The sequence below is a fragment of the Spiroplasma sp. AdecLV25b genome, from assembly GCF_030913225.1.
GTDB lineage: Bacteria > Bacillota_I > Bacilli_A > Mycoplasmatales > VBWQ01 > Spiroplasma_E.
The window spans coordinates 1-18,302 of sequence record NZ_JAQYTS010000015.1 but is presented as its reverse complement, the minus strand read 5'-3'; the positions used below and the strand labels follow the sequence as shown (position 1 = coordinate 18,302).

Genomic DNA, 18,302 nt, shown 5'->3' with positions numbered 1-18,302 from the left:
TTCTATTTTAAACAAAATTATTTTTTAACTTTATCAGCTAGTTTTAAAACATCTTTAGCAGAATCCAGAACAATAGTTTTAGAATTTTGAGATTTTGCTTTGTTTGTTTCAACAATTTTAGGTTTAACTTCAACTTGTTGACTTGCTTTAGTCTTGAAACGTTCAACACGTCCTGTTGCTGAAGCAAAAGATTGTTTTCCAGTATAGAACGGGTGACAATTTGAACATGTATCAACACGAATTTCTTTACCTTTAGTTGAACCACTCATAAAATTATTACTACATGTTATACAAGTAACTTTAGTTTGAAAATATTCTGGATGGATATTTGTTTGTGACATAATTTCACCTCGCTTTGAAAAACTATTTTAATATAATAAAAAGTACTTAAAAATAATAACATTAACCAATGAAAAAAGCAAATAAATCTTAAAAATATTTTTTCTTCTATGTAGAGTTTTGCGTGGCTTTCTGTTTCTTATATTCTGTTCATATTTACAATTCAAGTTATAAAAAAGTGTTAATTAGCAAAATTTTATCTTAAATAAAATTATAAATTATAATCAATCTATAAACTAAATATAGTTTTAAACCTATTGCTTTATTTTTAAAGTTAATAGGTTTTTATTTTACAAAGGAGTATAAAAAAATGGAAATAAATTCTTATTTAAATAAAGTGAATAAATCATTAAGCTTTTTAACTGGAGTAACAGGGGTAATAGGTTTAAGTACTTATTACTGACAAAAATTAAATAATCCAATTTTATTAGGAATTAATGGTATAGCTTTTGGCTTGAATTCCATTGTATATTTTTCATATAAAAATAACACTAAAAATATAAGTGCTGTTAGTAAAATATTGTTAGGTCTTTCAATAATCAGTTCAGTAAATTATAGTAAATTTTTAGATAGCAACGGCATTAAAATAATACCTAAAGAAATAAGTGAGGCAAGATATTCAGATTTTTTAAAAAGATGCAAAGAAACACAAGCTAAGGGCTATAAAATAGGATGTTTTCCTATAGGAGGAGGTTGGAGCGAAGAGGAAAGGTTTGAACTAAGAAAAAGAAATAGTGACACTGAAAACTGAAATACTTACATTTCAATGAATGTTTATGGTGCCACAAATATTATTAATGGTATAACAGAATTACTGCCTAAAAGATTTGATTCAGTAAAAAGTATTGCTAATTTAATTACTGCAGTAGCATTAACTAGTACTGGTATTGTTATGCAGCACACAAATGGTTATGATAATTATTATGCAATACCAACAGTTTTTTCGGGTATGATTAATATTGCTAATCAAATTATTCCTTCATGTTTAAAAAAGACCGAAAATTTAAAATGTGATTATCAAAATGAAAGTGATAATCATGATTTTGATGCAAATGAAATAAATAATGATGAAAATATTCCAATGAATCCAATATCAGTAACTAAATCAACTATTCTTTAGTAGTAATTTACAATAAAACTAATTTTCAAATTTATTTTCTTCACTTGTTGGTAAAAGCACAAATATTATTAATAAGAATGCAAAAAATGTTTAAATTTTACAACTTATCAAAAAAGAAAATTCAAATAAAAATTATTTGAATTTTTAAATTAACTCAAAACAAGCCTAATTAGGCTTGTTTATTTTATTTGTCTACCAGTAAAATAGGTTGCTTATTTTCTCCAATAAATATTTCAATGTGGATCAGTTTAGTTTTAAAAAAGTGTTAACAATTATTCACTTTTGTCGGGATTTATTTGTTCGAAATAAAAATTTATTCTTTGATATGAGGGGTATTTGCTCCATAAAAGTAATTTATACAAAATTTAGGATTTAACCTAAGTATTAATAACATCTGTTACTATTGGTGGTATTCCAAAACCTAAACATAAACCTGTAGCAATTAAACCAAAAATGATAATTGTAATGGCAAGTCATTTAATAATTTTAATTAAAAAAATAAATGCAATAATAGCAATTAATGCTACTACAACCCCAATAATTACTAAAGTACTCATTATTTATTACTTCTTGGTTTCATGTGTGGGAATAATAGCACATCTTTAATACTATCTTGGCCAGTAATCAACATTACTAAACGGTCAATACCAATTCCAAGACCACCTGTTGGTGGCATACCATATTCTAATGCTTCTACAAAATCTAAATCCATTTCTGTTGCTTCATCATTGCCACTATCTTTTTCTTTCATTTGTTGAGCAAAACGTTCATATTGTTGAAAAGGATCATTTAATTCTGAATAAGCATTGGCATATTCACGACCACCAATAAACAATTCGAAGCGATCAGTAAATTCTTTACTATCCTTTTTTAATTTAGCAAGTGGTGAAATTTCAATCGGATAATCAGTAATAAATGTTGGTTGAATTAAGGTTTCTTCTACAAATTCTTCAAAAAATAAATTAATAAGATGTCCAATGCTATTATAGTGTGGTGGGATTTTAAGATTAAATTTTTTAGCAAGTTTTAAAGTTAAATCATATGCTTTAATTTTAGCTTCATTTCTAATTTTATCATCAGCAATATTATGATATTGTTTACTCATTTCAATAATTTCAGAAAAAGAAGAGATGAATTCAGCATCTTTAATTTTAACTTGTTTGATAGATTCAATCATACTAATTTTTGTTCAAGGTTTTTCAAAATTTAAGATATGATTGCCATATTCTAAAATTAACTTATTTTGAACAATATTAATTAAATGCTTAATACAATTTTCTGTTAATTCCATCATAAAATTCATATCTTGATAGGCAACATAAATTTCAATAGTCGTAAATTCAGGATTATGTTTTGGACTCATACCTTCATTACGGAATAAGCGACCAATTTCATATACACCTTCAAAACCACCGATAATTAAACGTTTTAAGTGTAATTCAGTAGCTATTCGCAAATATAAATCGGTTTTTAAAGTATTATGATGAGTTACAAAAGGTTTAGCAGCAGCTCCACCATAAACTTCTTGTAAAATAGGCGTTTCCACTTCTAAATAACCTTTATTATTAAGAAAGTTTCGTAGTTCAGTAATAATCTTACTACGTTGTAAAAATGTATTTTTTGTATCTGGACTAACAATTAAATCAACATATCGACGACGGTAACGTTCTTCAATATCGACAAGACCATGAAATTTATCTGGTAACGTTCGTATAGCTTTTGACAACATAACAATGTCGAAAACTTGAACTGTTAGTTCACCTTTATTAGTTTTCATAATTTTACCTTTAATTCCAAAAAAATCGCCTAAATCAGCATATTCTAAAAATCAATTAAATTTTTCTTGACTAATATATTCTGGTTTTAAATATATTTGAAATTTGCCAGTTTGGTCTTGTAAATGGGCAAAAACTGAACCTTTTCCCATTTCTCTTTTTGTCATCAATCTACCTGCAATTTGAATTTGATCATTAGATAATTTTTCAACTAAAGTTGCTAATTCTTCTTTAGTTTTATCTTTAAATTTAGCTTCAAGGCTTTTACAATTAAAATTTCTTTCTCAAATGCGACCATAAGCATCATAATTTTCATTTTGTAGTTTTTGTAATTTTTGGTATCGTAATTCTTCTTGTTCTGTTAGAATATGTCCATTAACATGATTTTTATTGTCTGCCATTTTTTCATCCTTTGTATTTAAAAGTATTGCTTATATTATAATTATTTAAAGTTAAAAAATAAATTAAAAAAATGATTCTTTAATGATAAATAAAATTGTAGTTGTTTTATAAAAGTAATAATAACAATTTTCAACAAAAAAAACTACAATCATTAAACATAAATAACTAAATTAACGAATGAATTGAATAATAAACCAGTGGAGTTTCCCCACCAATCTTTCACAAAACTGTGCATGAAACTCTTCCGTAACACATTTTTAATTTTAACTTATGCCTTGTTCAATGATAAAATAATTAAAAATGTTCTGAATCTGAAATAAACTGTTCAGAAGCAAAATATTCAATAACTAGTCAATACTTAAAAGCATAAATGCAGGAAAAAATAATTTTCAATCATAATTTACAATTCAGGACTAATAAAAATTAATTAGAAATCAATCTGTATATGTAGTGTGATGACAAAAATTATTTCATCACTATTTCTCTAGAAAATTAAAAAAGTAAACACTTATTTCTATTAACTTCAGTTAATTTCACTTGGTTTCATTGGTTTCGTATTCGTCTTAACATTAACAATATTCCCATTTTTAACATTAATAACAGTATTAGCCACAAACTGGAAGTTAGGGTTATGGGTAACCATAATAATTGATGTTTTATATTCACGGTTAACATCTAATAAGATTTCTAATACCTTACGTCCCATCTCTTCATCTAATGCTCCTGTTGGTTCATCACAGAATAAAATGGTTGGATTCTTTGCAAGCGCACGACCAATAGAAACTCGTTGTTGTTGCCCTCCTGACAATTGACTAGGAAACTTATTCATATGTTCATCCATTTCAATCACTTTAAATATTTCATCAATTCCCATGTTTTTGTTTTTACTTTTTGCTAAATTTTCACCAACTTCAGCATTTTCACGAGCTGTTAAATTAGTTAATAAATTATATTGTTGGAAAATAAATCCAACATTATCTCTTCTAAATTTTGTTAAGTGGCTATCTTTTAATAAAGATAAATTATAACCTGCTACAAATACATCACCAGAATTGGGTTTATCTAAGCCTGAAATAATGTTTAGTAAGGTAGTTTTTCCACTACCTGAGGGACCAAGGATTACAACAAAATCACCTTGTTTAATTTTTAAGTCAACTCCTTTTAATACTTCATATTCTAAATCACCAGTTAAATATGATTTTTTAACGTTAAATAGTTCAATCACATTAGTTGCAACATCAGGGGTATTATTAGTCATAGAAACAATTTGACCATTAAGAACGGCTTTTGAATATTCTTTAGTTTGTTTTTTAATGGTTTTTTGGTTATCTTTAAAGGTTTGTAGTTTAGCTTTCGTAGCTGCTATTTCCTCTTTAGTTTCTGGTTTATCATGAGATTTATGTTTGATAATTGGTGGTTCATCTATAGTTTCATTATCTGTTGCCTTCTTACCTACTGATTTTTTCATAAAACTACTTTTTAATTTAGTTTTTGATTCTTCCATTGTTGCATCTTTAACATTATTTTCTGATGAATCAGTAGCTTCAGACATAGGATCTACAATTTCATTATTACCTTTTTTGTTATTTTTTATCATTTTTATTTCTCCTTTTTCAAATCGTTTTTTATGAACACATAATTATTTTATCAATAACTTTAGTTTTTTACATATAAATGATTAAAAACATATATTTTTTAACTACCTTGCAATAGAACTGTTACTGATTTATATTTGATTAAATATAATCCAACAGCATAACCGATAACCATAATTAAGAAAACTAGTCCAAAAGAAGTCAGAATTGTAAATGGACTAATTGGTACATTAAACACAGTTCCGGCTCGTGAAGCAATAATCAAGGTAATAAAATGCCATATTACATAAGAAAATATAGTACCTATCACAAACGCTACCACTAAAGCAATTACATAAGAACCAATAATTAATCGATTAATTTCATTTACACGATATCCTAATGATTTCATCATAGCAATAATTAATAAATTATTATCGAGAATCATATTAATAATGATAATTAAAACAAAAGCAACAGCAAATAAAGTTAAAAATTTAGTAATACTAATAATAGTTCTAATACCATCAAAGATTTGTACTAAAAGTTTTTTAACTAAACTATTAACAAATGGTAATTTATTAATTGGAATTAGATTTTGTTTTTGAATTTCACTCATATCGTACTTTCCCTCTGGTTGAGCGACATTAATATAATTTAAAGGAAAAATATTAGCATCTTTAGAAATTCAAAAATTAAAAGCATCAGGGATAGGATTATTAGCAATATCAACTAACCCAATAGCTGTTCGTAAATCATCAAGATTGGTATAAACATTTGATGTATCAAGGTTATTACTAATAATACCTTTTACTTCAAAAATTATGGGCATTGTATAGTTATATCAATTTGCTAACATTAAAAATTGACTATCAATTTTATAACCATTTAAAATAGCAAGACTTTTAGAAATGGTAGCAGGTACCGTAAAAGCATCACCGACTACTTTCTGTCCCTGATTATTAGTATAAGAAATATTTTCTTTTTTTAAAATATGGCTATTATTAAAAACAGGATCAATATCACGTTGTTTTTCTTCTTTAAAATTAAATCAATTTTTTCATGCTAAATTTTGATCGGGATTATTATAAACGCCTGTTACCTTAATTCTTCGCGCTTGCATATTACTTTGACTATGCCCATCTCATGCAGTTGGTGGGACAATACTAGTTTCGATATCAGGATAATAATTAGTATTATAAATATTTAAACCTATACTAATACCTGGAAGTGACGCTAATTCAGGATTAATTCCTGTATTATCTGAAAGATAACTAAATAGTTTATGGATTCCAACACAAATTTTATCGGTTTGATCTGGTGTTAATAGTCCTGATGGATTAATAAAATTTTTACATTTTGTATTATCTTTGGTTGCATGATATAAAATATTAATTTCTTCACTGCTAATAAAATTATTTTTAAAATCATTTCTTAATAAAGCATTAAAAATTTTATTGTATTTATTTGTACTATCAATATGAAAATCATCTGCTTTTCATTCAAAATATTTAGTTGCACCAATGAGTTTTGTTTGATCAGCAATAATATCTTTTTGTGAAGCCCAATAAAAAACATCATCTTTTATTTTAAAATCACTACTGTTGTTATATGTATACATGGATGTTGTTTTGGTGTTTCATTCTACATCTTTATTGTAATAACCATATAAGTTATTAACTTTATTATCAAATAAATCAGTAGCTGTAGTTTGAAATAATAATAAAAAACTAACAAAAACAAAAGTAAAAAATACTAAAAACAATTTCCCTACTGATTTTAAAGTAAAAGCTATGGCTAAACGTTGTTTAAAAGGTCAATAACGAAATGGATATTTTAAAGTTGTAATTATTCTAGAACTAGTGTTGCTTGGACGATCATAAATCAATAACAAGGGATTAGCACATAATTTAAGTTCTGATTGTAAATAACTAACAAAAACAAAAATAATAGGAATAATTACTAATCCGGTAAAAAGGGTAACTAAACTAAAAAATAAATTTGGTAAAGGCATATAAAATCCAATATTATTTAATGAATTAAATAATATTTGTAAAGGTAAACCAAGAACCAATCCAACAATGTTGGAGGCCAAAGTAATGAATAAAATTAAAGAAACAAAAGCAATAGCAATTTGAAAGTTATTATAACCCAAAGCCTTTAATAAACCAACTTGTGGTTTTTGTAAATCAATTTCTTTACGAACATAAGACATAATAATAAAGATAATAACTAATAAGACTACAATTGTAATAGCACTAAATACAATTTTTTGCATTTGAAATGTTTCTAAAATTTGTCCTGAACGTACATCTTCGGTATCGGTTGTAATAATAGTGCCAAAACTAAAACTAAATGTTTTAATTAGTAAATTTTGTAATGCTTCAATAAAATAATTATTATTATTTTTTACTTTTAACAAAAGATTACTTTCTAAGTTTGTTCTGTAACTTGAATTTTTAATTGAACTATTAAATCATTCACGTGAAGTATATACGGGGGTAGCATTATCAGGTGTAGGATTAGGCTTAGTGGCCGAACGACTACCTGTAATTCCCCAATAAGCATATCCAAAACCAACTACTTTTAAAGGATTATCACCTTGAATAAATTCAAATGTGTCGTTTAAATTAATATTATTTTTTTTAGCAAAATCAGAGTTAATTACCACTTCATTTGCACTAGTCGGTGCTACTCCTTGGGAAATATAAACTTTATTAAAATCATTACGGGTTGGTGAAAAATCAAAGTTATCTGATTCTCTATAGAATGCATCTTCAAATGAAAAATAAAGACTTTTAACAGTAGCAGCGTTTTTATAGTCAAAACTTTTAAAAAAAGATTTATCAATTAAATAATTTTTTAATAATGGTTCATTTTTTAAGTCTGTTTCTAAAATATTATTTAACAAAATACCTTGATAATTAAGCCCTCAATTTAATAAATATGTTTCTAACTTTGGATTTAAAGATGCAAGATCAAATGTTGGAAAAGTGTTATTACGAATGTTAGTAGCTTCTATTTTATTAATTTGTTCATCAATTGTTGGTTTTTCTGGATCACCTTCAAATTGTTCTTTAATAATACCTTTTATTTTAAGTGTAGAGGCATCTATGTCTTTATAGCTATTTAAAGACTTTAAGTTTATACTATAGTCATATTTACCGCTATTATTTAAAACAGTATAAAAACCAGATTCTATTCGCTCTGAGTTGCTGTATAAAGCTGAAAGTGAAGAAACTACAATCACTAACAGTAGCAAAATACCAACATATTGTATTAATCTTTTTTTTATTCCTCTAAATACATTAACAAAAAGATTTTTCATTGTAACCTCAAACCTATTTAAAAACAAAAAAATATTTTTAATATAATAATTTTATCACATTAAAAATATCGTATAGTTTGCAATATAATAAAATTCATATAATACCATTATATCTTTTTAATTATTTAATTTTATTTTTTTCTAAAATAGCAATTTTATTAATATCAGCAATACCGACATAAGGCAGATTTCTTAATTGTTCATCATAATCAAGACCATATCCCACTAAGAAATAATCTTCTACTTCAAAGCCAGTTCAATCGCTTTCAATATTTGCTACTCTTTTACATTTTTTATCTAACAAAGTTACAATTTTTACGCTTTTAGCGCCTTTTTCTAATAAATGAGTACGAATCTTTAATAAAGAATTACCTGAATCAATAATATCTTCTACTATCAATAAATCACGATTTTCAATATTATTTACAACATCCATGCGAATTTTTGGTTTATTCGTCGTAGCTTGTGTTTTTCCAAAATAAGATTCTACATACATAAAATCAAGCATGCATTCAATGTTAAGATTTAACATGAATTGTGCAAGAAAAGGTAAACAACCTCTTAATATTCCCACTAAAATTACCGGTTGGATATTATTTTTATAGTATGCACTAACTAAGTCAGCTAATTCTTTAGTTTTTTTATTAATCATTTCATTGTTAAATAAAATTCTTTCAACTAATTCGTGTTTTTCCACTTAGGTTTCTCCTTGTTAATTTTATAATTATAATAAAAATTAATTCTAATTATTTTTTATTAGGTGCAACTGATATTGTTTCATTATCAGAATTATCATCACTATCTTTTGGTTTTTCATCATTTTTATGTTTATCTTCATTATCTTCTTTAACTGGTTTTTTGCTATTTTTTGCTATCTCTTTTTGCATTTCAATTACTTCAATTGGTAATTTATTAAATTTATCAATATATTCTATTTGTTCAGCTGTAATTGTTTCTAAAGTCATTAGAGACTTAGCAATTAATTCTAATGTGTCTTTATGTTTTTTAATTGTAGCAATAGCTTCAATATAACATTTATCTAAAATATTTTTAATTTCTTGATCAATTTTAGAAGCAATATCGCTAGAAAATTTATTAGAAGCAAATGGTGAATACTCATCACGTGGATTTTCAAACTGTGCTAATCCTAAATCAGCGGACATGGCATATTCTGTTATCATTTTACGAGCAATGTTAGTTGCTTTTTCTAGGTCATCATGGGCGCCTGTAGTAACATTGGCAACACCAAACATAATTTCTTCAGAGGCACGACCACCTAAATAACCAGTAATAGTTGCTTTTAAATGTGTTTTTGAATAGAATATTGTATCTTCTTTAGGAGTCATAATAGTATATCCACCAGCTTGACCACGTGGAATAATAGTAACCTTTTGTACTTTAGAAGCATATTCTAATTTTAAACCAATTAATGCGTGTCCAGCTTCATGATAAGAAACAATTTTCTTATCCATTTCAGTAATAACACGTGATGTTTTAGCAGGACCACCAACAACACGATCAATAGCTTCATCAATTTCTAATAATCCAATAACAGCTTTGTTATAGCGAACAGCTAGCAGTGTTGCTTCATTTAGTACATTTTCTAATTGGGCACCACTAAATCCTGGTGTTCGTTCTGCTATTCGTTGAAAATTAACTTTTGGTGAAATGTTTTTATTACGAGCATGAAGGCGAAGAATAGCTTCACGTTCTCTAATATCAGGTCAGCTAAGAGAAATTTGACGGTCAAATCTCCCTGGACGTAGTAATGCATCATCAAGCACATCAGCACGGTTAGTAGCAGCCATAATAATAACACCTAAATTAGTTTCAAATCCATCCATTTCCACTAGTAATTGGTTTAATGTTTGCTCATTGGTCGCAGTTGAAGCAGCGGCACGCTTTCTTCCCACAGCATCAATTTCATCAATAAAAATAATACAAGGAGCAGATTTTTTAGCAGTAGTAAACATCTCACGTACTCTTGAAGCACCAACTCCGACAAATACTTCTTCAAATTCAGCACCAGAGATTGAGAAAAAGGGAACTCCTGCTTCTCCAGCAACAGCTTTAGCTAATAATGTTTTCCCAGTACCTGGAGGACCAACAAGTAATACTCCTTTTGGAACTCTTGCGCCCATTTGCGCGTATTTTTGTGGGAATTTTAAAAAGTGAACTACTTCTTCTAATTCTAACTTTTCTTCTTTAATTCCAGCTACATCGGTAAATCTGGTTTCTGAAGTTCTAATTTTAGCACGATTTTTCCCCATTGAGAATGGACTCATGCCACCGCCAGCACCCATCTTATTCATTCTTGTAAATAATCAGAATGAGCCAAGAATTAATAAAAGAATTGGTAAAATGCTAATTAAGAATGTTTTTCAGAAAGGAATAATTTCACTAGCATTTAAGAATGGAATTTTATTATCCATCATTATTTTTTGGATACTATCTGTAATAGCACCTGTACCATTGTAAGCACTAGCTGAGACAATAGATTGATATTGAATTATTTTACCATTAATTTCTAACAGTCCACGAATATAGACTGTGTTATTAAAAAATTGAACGGAAACTGTATCAAATTTATCAACAGTATGTGTTGAATCACCAGGTATTTTTTTATTAGTAAATAATTCTATTAAATCACTTTGACTTAAATTTAAAATATTACCTTTCAAAAAATATCATAGCAAAAATCCGATAAATAGTAAAAAAGCGATAAAGATAACTACAACTATTCAGTTAATTTTAATTCGCGTTTGCATTATATTTTTTCACCTACGCTTTAATTTCTAATTTATTTTTTAAATAATACCATAATATTTTAGCACATACAAATTAGGTTTCTCACTAATATTATTTTTATTTACTGATAATTTTGGAATTGCTACCACTTTGCCACTAGAATTTACAATTACTGGTCAAATAAGTCGTTCACGATAAGGGATTTTATTATCAATAAATAAACGATTAATTTTTTTAGTGCCATATGTAGTTTCAATTTCTTCTTCACCATTGTTAGTACGAACTGTTAATGGAAAATCAGACTTATAAATGTATAATGCTTGAAATTCACCTTCCTTGGGTTGCGTTTTGGTAATAGTGATTTCTTTAAAATGATAATTATTAATTTTAGGAATTTTATAACTAAATTGTTTTGGTTCATTTTTTTCACTAATATATGCAAAATTATATTCTTTAATAACTCACTTATTTTCACCAATACTAATAGTAATATTAGGTTTAGTTGACTTTGTTAAAACTCTCACTATTTCTTTAATTTTAGCTTTTTTTAACATTAAAACTAATTCTTCATCATATTGACTTAGAAACTCATAAATTATCATTTGTTGTAGTTTAAATTCATATTTTTTAAATTCATTAATGGCTAAAACATCATCATTAATAATAGCATTGTAAATAACATCAAGCTCATCTTTCAATAATTCTTGTTCACTGTTTAATTCTTTGATTTCACTTAACATTAAATTAATATCAAAGTCGGTTAATTTATTAATTTGTTGTTGACGAATACGATTACGTTCATAAATAATTAATTCATTGGTTTCGTCAAAACCATATTTAATGTGATATAAGGTTAAATAATCAATAATATCTTCTTTTTTTAATTCTAACATCGGTCGATAAATTGATAATGATTTGTAAGTTGTTTTAAAACGTAAACCATAATATGACACAATTGCTTTTCGTTGTTTTTGAATTATGTATGTTTCTAATAAATCGTAAATATGATGCGCTACTACTAAATTATAAATTTGATATTTTTGAGCAATTTCGTTAAAAAAATCGTATCTAATAACTCGTGCTTGTTCTTGAAAATTTCTTTTTTTATTATACTCTTCTTCTTTAATGTTTTTAACTTCTAAAGGAATTTTTTTACTTGTACAATAGTCGCGAACAATTTGTTCATCAACATTACTACTTCAACGTTTATGATAATTAACATGACAAACGATAATTTTAAAATCATTTCGCACTAAATTATCTAATAAAAACATACTGTCGGGACCGCCAGAAACAGCTAGTAAATAAGTCATTTTTTTATTCAATTTATTCAATCAATTCACATGCATATTAAATACCCTACATTTCTATATTATAATTTATATCATTTTGCTATTTCATCAATATAAGTATTATTATCATTATGACAAATTAACGGTGGTAATACAATCATTCCTGGATTTGCTAGAAACCCTGCTTCAATTAAAAAAACATTGGCTGCTTGATTAACTTTAGGATACACTATTTGGAGAATTTTAGGTGTAATTTGATATTTTTGTAGTAGTAATAATAATTCATTAATTCTCTCAACAGTGTGAACCATTACTAATTTCCCTTTAGCTTTTAATAGTTTGGCAGCACTAGCAATTATTTGTTCTAAATTAATGTGTACTTCATGGCGAGCTACTACTTTTAATGGTTGTAATTTTGTTTTACTTTTTTCTAATAAAGGGAAAAAAGGTGGATTACAAATGATTAAATTAACTTTTTCTAAATTTTTAGCACAATAATTTTTAATATCATCATGGACAATAGTAATTCTATTATGCAAGTTGTTTAATTCTACATTTTCAATAGCAAGGTCAACAGCTGGTTTTTGAATTTCAATCCCAATAATATCTCCATCAAACTTATTTGCTAATAAAATAGGTAAAACAGCATTATTAGTACCAAAATCAACAATTTTTTTCGTACTAGGACGAATTTTAATAAAATTAATTAATAAAATTGTATCCAAAGAAATACAAAACATATCTTTTCTTTGCATAATTTTTATTTGCTTACCTTCTTGATTTAAAGTTAAAATTTTTTTCATATTTTCCATGATTATCCACTCACTTTAACAAGAAATGCATTTATTAACAAATTAGGATTAGAATTGTATTTTAATGCTTGAATAACCACAGCAATTTCATTTAAAATAAAAGCTATTTGTTGATGATTATTGATTTTTAAAATTTCCACTAAATTAATAATAATTTTATTACTAGTAATATATTTTTTGAATAAAACTATATTTAGTTTATTAAAATAAATTAAATTTAAAATTTTAAAAAAATAAATTATATCTTCTTTTAAATTTGCAATTTTTTTTACTAATAATTGATTATTAATTTTATCGCTATTTTCATTGGTAATAAAATCTTCAACAATAGTAAGTAAACTTTTTAATTTTATTATTACATTCTTATCATTTATTAAATTAGGATTAGCAAAAATTTTAATTAATAATTTTTGCTCATCAGTAAAATTATCGTGGTTATTTTTACTATTAACTGCATTTATTAATTGACAACGGGATTTAATAGTAGGGATAATATCATTAATACTAGTAGTTGTGAAAATAATATGGGCATTATTAGGTAAATTTTCTAAAATTTTAAGTAAAGAATTACCAGCAGCAATTGAAATAAATTGGATTTGATTAATTAAATAAATCTTTTTATTGTTTGATTCAAAACTAGTTTTTGAAAAGTCGGCAATAAGATTTAAAGTTATATTTTTATTCATAATATCTGTTTTTTTAAAGTCATATATTTTCAAATCAAAATAAGTATTTGTTTTAATTTTAAAACAATTTTTGCAAATTTCTTTTTCACTACATAATTCTAACTTATCATTATTTAAACAAGTTATTTTTTTTATTAGTTCATTGCTAGTATAGATATTTGCCATTTTATCTTTAGAATAACATAAACTAACTTGAGGAATAATTTTCATTTGAGCAACAGAAAAATTAGTATCAAATAAATTATTAGAAACTACAAAATTTTTGTTTTCCATTTCTCCCCCTATATTTATATATTTTTTGGTTTAAAACCTTTTTCTTCAATTAAATCTTTAATTAATTCATATGCACTATTAAAGACAATATTTTCTTTTAAACTAGCATCAATTATATGAACTCTTTTGGGATTTTTAGCAGCAATTTTTTTATATCCATTATAAACTTTTTGATGAAATTCTATTTTTTCTTCATCTAAACGATTTAAATATTCACCTTTTCTTAATAATATCCGTTCCAAACCAACTTCTGGTTTAATATCAAATAGAACAGTTAAGTCTGGCTGATAATTTTCAAAAATCATAGTTTGAATAACATTTATTTTATTAATATCAAGATTACGGGCATAACCTTGATATGCTAAAGTAGAATCAGAAAAACGATCAGAAATAATAATTCTATTATTATTTTTTTCTGGTAAAATTTTTTCTACCAAATGTTGTCTACGTGCAGCAACATAAAGTAAAACCTCAGTTCATGGGTCCATTAGAGTGTTATCTTTATTGAGAATCACTTGTCTAATTTGTTCAGAAATTTCACTACCACCTGGTTCTCTTGTAACAATAACATCAAAACCATCTTGTTTTAATTGTTCTTTAATCATTTTTAAAATAGTAGTTTTTCCTGCACCTTCTGGACCTTCAAACGTAATGAATAACATTATCTTACCTCTTTCAACTTTATATCATTAAGGAACTTAATAATTACTTTAGATTACCAGCAATAGCCTTTTCTTTTTTATCTATAGTTTTAAGAGCATCGTTTAAAGCTATTTTCAACATATCGTTTATCATTTCATGGTCATCTTCAAGTTCTTGCAATAATTTTTCAACATTAAGCAAAATAATTTCACGATCACCTGTCATAACTATCTCAATTAATTTATCAGTACTTAAAAAAGTAAATTCTTCTTTTTTAAATTTTTCTAATTTGCCTTGCATTGCTTGTGCTTGCATCATAAGTTTTCTCATATCCATGTTCTTCACCTCATATTTTTTATATTTCTTCTACTTTTGAAAATATCCTTTGCACAAAATGTAAAGTAGGGTCTTTGTCACTATCATCAATAGTTTCATTAATAACTTGTGAAATTGTAATATTTTCTGCTTGTGGAAGCATATTTTTTGTTAATAATTCTTGATATTTTTTTCTAGTTTTTTGTCATTGAATTTTATCAAGAGCAAAAAACATATATTCTTTGCCTAATAAAAATGTTAAAAATTTTCTATGCTCTTTATTTAAAAATTTTTGGTTTATTAAATCAGCTTGAATAATATTTTCAGTAATAATAATAATGCCATTTTTTGCAGCAGCAGCAACTAAAGTATTAATGTATATTTTAGAGATATTGCGAAATTTATTATCACTAACAAAGTCACTAATTTTCTTTCATTTGTGATTAACTTCTTTTCTAATGTCCTTATCAGCTTGCAAAATTAAATTGATGGCACTATAAATTATCTCACTATTTTTGACATTTTCCATTATTGGTGCGTGAGAAATTTTATTATTTTTATCAATTGGTACTTGGTGTACTTCTAATTCAATTTTTGGTTCAACTATTTCTGGCATTTTTTTTACTTCTGATAAGGATGTTTTTAATGGTTCAATTATTGCTACCTCACTTACCTTGCTAGTAATCACCTCAGGTTTATTACTATTTTCTTCATAATTTAAAGTATATTTACTTTCAAAAATATTAATTAAATTTAGAATTTTTAAAATTAAAATTGGTTTTAAGTCATCAACATTATCTTGTATTAAAACTTCATTAAAAGCATTTAAGATTGCATATAAATCTGACTTCACAACTTCAGAAAAGATATTTACTTGTGAAATATTTAGCATTTTAAGTAGTAATTTAGTTTTTGTTAAATGATAAATTATAATATCTTCAATAACATATATGAATTCAATAATAAACTTTTTATATTGAATAGTATATTCATCAAATATTATTAATTGTTCGATAACTGCCTGCATATTACAATTAAAAATACTGGTTAAAAATTTAATTTTATTTTTAATTGATAGCACAGAAAATATTTTTTCAACATTTATAAGTGTTATAATATTATTATAATTAAATACTTTTTCTAAGTAGTTTAAACCATCACGTAATGAACCATCGCTTAGGATAGCTAACTCATTAATAGCTTCTATTTCAAATTCAATTTTTTCATTATTTAAAATCTTAATAAAATGATTAATAGTCGCTTCAACATTTATTTTTTTAAACTCAAATCATTGACAGCGTGAAATAATCGTTGGTAAAACTTTATATGGTTCTGTTGTTGCTAAAATAAAAATAATATGTTGTGGTGGTTCCTCTAATGTTTTTAACAAAGCATTAAAAGCAGATGTTGTTAACATATGAACTTCATCAATAATATATACTTTATATTTAGCATTCATTGGTAATAAATTAATATTTTCTCTAATACTTCTGATTTCATCAACACCATTATTAGAAGCTCCATCAATTTCTAAAATATCAACATAATTTTCGTTATTAATGTTGATGCATGCTTCACAAGTATCACAAACTTCGCCTTTAATATTACTTTGGCAATTAATTGCTTTAGCAAATATTTTAGCAGTTGATGTTTTACCTGTTCCTTTACTTCCTGAAAATAAATAAGCATGATTAAAAGTATTATTGGCAATTGAATTTCTTAATATTTTTATAATATTTTCTTGACTAACAATTTCAGAAAAAGTATTTGGTCGGTATTTTCTATATAAAGATTTGTATTTCATTTTAATCACCTCACTATTATCCTAACAAGTTTTTCAATTAATTATATTATTAAAACTTACTATTGTAAACTGCGAATTTCACCAAAAAATGATTGAAGCATTTCTTTACTATCTAAGTTTAAAGAGTATGTATAATCACTGCGGTGATTAAATCTTTTATCTAAAGTTAAATTATAAAGTGAATCTACACAACCAAATTTAATATCTTTTAGTGCAAACACAATATGTTTGATTCTAGTTTGTAAAAGGGCACCAACACACATTAAACATGGTTCTAGTGTTGTATAAATAGTACAATTTATTAAACGTCAGTTACCAATTTTTTTACATGCTTTTTTTATAGCAATAATCTCAGCGTGTTGAGTTGGGTCTTGTTCTTTTTCTTTTTTATTAAAACCTCTACCAATAATTTTGCCGCTTTCATCAACAATGATAGCGCCAACAGGTACATCACCATTCACAGATGCTTTTTTAGCAAGTTTTAAAGCCATTTCCATATATTTTTGATTTTTCATTTAACTTTACCTCTACTATTTATTTTACAAAATAAAACCACCGCACACAATCCTAATCCTTATGGCTGCTACCTTTCAGTCCTGACCAGGTTCGAATGTAATTGTTGCAATGGCATTATTAATTATAACAACTTTTTCTGAAAATAAATAAGTTTTTTTAAAAATGTTCCAAATGTATACCTTTAAGGTAACTTGTTAGTTTGTGGTTCTTTTTCTTTATTAAAAGAATCAAATGTTTCAGAATTTTCTAATTCAATCTTTTGCTTTTTTCTCTGTTCTTCTTTTTTTAATTCTTCAATATACATTCCATTTTTAGCATTATATAAAATTCCAATGCCTAATACTAATCCAAGTATATTTAATACTAAAAATAATACGAATAATCCTGTTCCATTATTTTTTTTACATAAATTTATGCCAAAGTTTAGCAAAGAAATTCCTAAAACTAGCAATACTAAGGCTGCTAGTAATATTAAAAATATAATTCCACCTGACATTATAGTTCCTTTCATATATGTTTATTTTATAATAAGATTATATATTATTTTACCTTTAATTTAAATTGATAACTTAAGAAGTAAAAAAGTTATTTTAGGGTAACTTGTTGATTAATTGCATAGTATCATTAATTTCTTGTTGTTGTTTATTATTCCTTCTTTAATTTTTAAAAAAATAAA

General features: G+C 25.7%; 16 protein-coding genes and 1 other RNA gene. 1 reads left to right on the top strand and 16 read right to left on the bottom strand.

From position 1 onward, the window contains the following. Positions 1–17: 17 nt before the first annotated feature. Positions 18–341, bottom strand: a complete 324-nt coding sequence (rpmE, locus tag RDJ14_RS01520; RefSeq protein WP_308149602.1) for a 50S ribosomal protein L31 — start codon at positions 339–341, stop codon at positions 18–20. A 308-nt stretch (positions 342–649) separates the two neighbouring features. Here rpmE and RDJ14_RS01515 point away from each other — a divergent pair, with 308 nt between their 5' ends. Beyond that, complete coding sequence (locus RDJ14_RS01515; RefSeq protein ID WP_308149601.1) at positions 650–1,459, top strand: hypothetical protein; 810 nt, start codon at positions 650–652, stop codon at positions 1,457–1,459. A 377-nt stretch (positions 1,460–1,836) separates the two neighbouring features. Here RDJ14_RS01515 and RDJ14_RS01510 read toward each other — a convergent pair whose 3' ends face one another. From RDJ14_RS01510 to RDJ14_RS01440, 15 genes are all read right to left on the bottom strand, one after another. Then, positions 1,837–2,016, bottom strand: coding sequence for a hypothetical protein (locus RDJ14_RS01510; protein WP_308149600.1), 180 nt, complete (start codon positions 2,014–2,016; stop codon positions 1,837–1,839). Next, positions 2,016–3,635: a lysine--tRNA ligase gene (lysS, locus tag RDJ14_RS01505; RefSeq protein ID WP_308149599.1), complete on the bottom strand. Its 1,620-nt coding sequence runs from the start codon at positions 3,633–3,635 to the stop codon at positions 2,016–2,018. Before lysS ends, RDJ14_RS01510 begins: the two co-directional genes overlap by 1 nt. Before the next feature lie 518 nt (positions 3,636–4,153). Next, entirely contained in the window at positions 4,154–5,233 is a 1,080-nt protein-coding gene (locus tag RDJ14_RS01500) for an ABC transporter ATP-binding protein (protein ID WP_308149598.1), read from the bottom strand. 98 nt (positions 5,234–5,331) lie between these two features. Further along, on the bottom strand, positions 5,332–8,538 hold the full coding sequence (locus RDJ14_RS01495) for an ABC transporter permease (protein WP_308149597.1): 3,207 nt from the start codon (positions 8,536–8,538) through the stop codon (positions 5,332–5,334). Between the two features lie 121 nt (positions 8,539–8,659). Beyond that, positions 8,660–9,235 (bottom strand): hypoxanthine phosphoribosyltransferase, encoded by a 576-nt coding sequence (gene hpt / locus RDJ14_RS01490; RefSeq protein ID WP_308149596.1) that lies wholly within the window; start codon positions 9,233–9,235, stop codon positions 8,660–8,662. Between the two features lie 49 nt (positions 9,236–9,284). Next, the gene (gene ftsH, locus RDJ14_RS01485) at positions 9,285–11,306 is read right to left on the bottom strand and encodes an ATP-dependent zinc metalloprotease FtsH (protein WP_308149595.1); all 2,022 of its coding nucleotides are present in this window, start codon (positions 11,304–11,306) and stop codon (positions 9,285–9,287) included. 39 nt (positions 11,307–11,345) lie between these two features. After that, positions 11,346–12,620 carry a tRNA lysidine(34) synthetase TilS gene (gene tilS, locus RDJ14_RS01480; RefSeq protein ID WP_308149594.1) on the bottom strand — a complete coding sequence of 425 codons (1,275 nt, stop codon included), beginning with the start codon at positions 12,618–12,620 and terminating at the stop codon, positions 11,346–11,348. Between the two features lie 38 nt (positions 12,621–12,658). Further along, positions 12,659–13,390 (bottom strand): methyltransferase, encoded by a 732-nt coding sequence (locus tag RDJ14_RS01475; protein WP_308149593.1) that lies wholly within the window; start codon positions 13,388–13,390, stop codon positions 12,659–12,661. Positions 13,391–13,392: 2 nt separating this feature from the next. Further along, positions 13,393–14,349, bottom strand: a complete 957-nt coding sequence (locus tag RDJ14_RS01470; RefSeq protein WP_308149592.1) for a hypothetical protein — start codon at positions 14,347–14,349, stop codon at positions 13,393–13,395. A 14-nt stretch (positions 14,350–14,363) separates the two neighbouring features. Continuing rightward, the gene (tmk, locus tag RDJ14_RS01465) at positions 14,364–15,011 is read right to left on the bottom strand and encodes a dTMP kinase (RefSeq protein ID WP_308149591.1); all 648 of its coding nucleotides are present in this window, start codon (positions 15,009–15,011) and stop codon (positions 14,364–14,366) included. 43 nt (positions 15,012–15,054) lie between these two features. Continuing rightward, positions 15,055–15,327 carry a YbaB/EbfC family nucleoid-associated protein gene (locus RDJ14_RS01460; RefSeq protein WP_308149590.1) on the bottom strand — a complete coding sequence of 91 codons (273 nt, stop codon included), beginning with the start codon at positions 15,325–15,327 and terminating at the stop codon, positions 15,055–15,057. Positions 15,328–15,346: 19 nt separating this feature from the next. Then, positions 15,347–17,110: a DNA polymerase III subunit gamma/tau gene (gene dnaX, locus RDJ14_RS01455; RefSeq protein ID WP_308149589.1), complete on the bottom strand. Its 1,764-nt coding sequence runs from the start codon at positions 17,108–17,110 to the stop codon at positions 15,347–15,349. Between the two features lie 59 nt (positions 17,111–17,169). Next, positions 17,170–17,625 carry a nucleoside deaminase gene (locus RDJ14_RS01450; RefSeq protein WP_308149588.1) on the bottom strand — a complete coding sequence of 152 codons (456 nt, stop codon included), beginning with the start codon at positions 17,623–17,625 and terminating at the stop codon, positions 17,170–17,172. Positions 17,626–17,651: 26 nt separating this feature from the next. Further along, an RNA gene (gene ffs / locus RDJ14_RS01445) (signal recognition particle sRNA small type) lies at positions 17,652–17,746 on the bottom strand. A 61-nt stretch (positions 17,747–17,807) separates the two neighbouring features. Continuing rightward, positions 17,808–18,122 carry a hypothetical protein gene (locus tag RDJ14_RS01440; protein ID WP_308149587.1) on the bottom strand — a complete coding sequence of 105 codons (315 nt, stop codon included), beginning with the start codon at positions 18,120–18,122 and terminating at the stop codon, positions 17,808–17,810. Between the last annotated feature and the right edge of the window lie 180 nt (positions 18,123–18,302).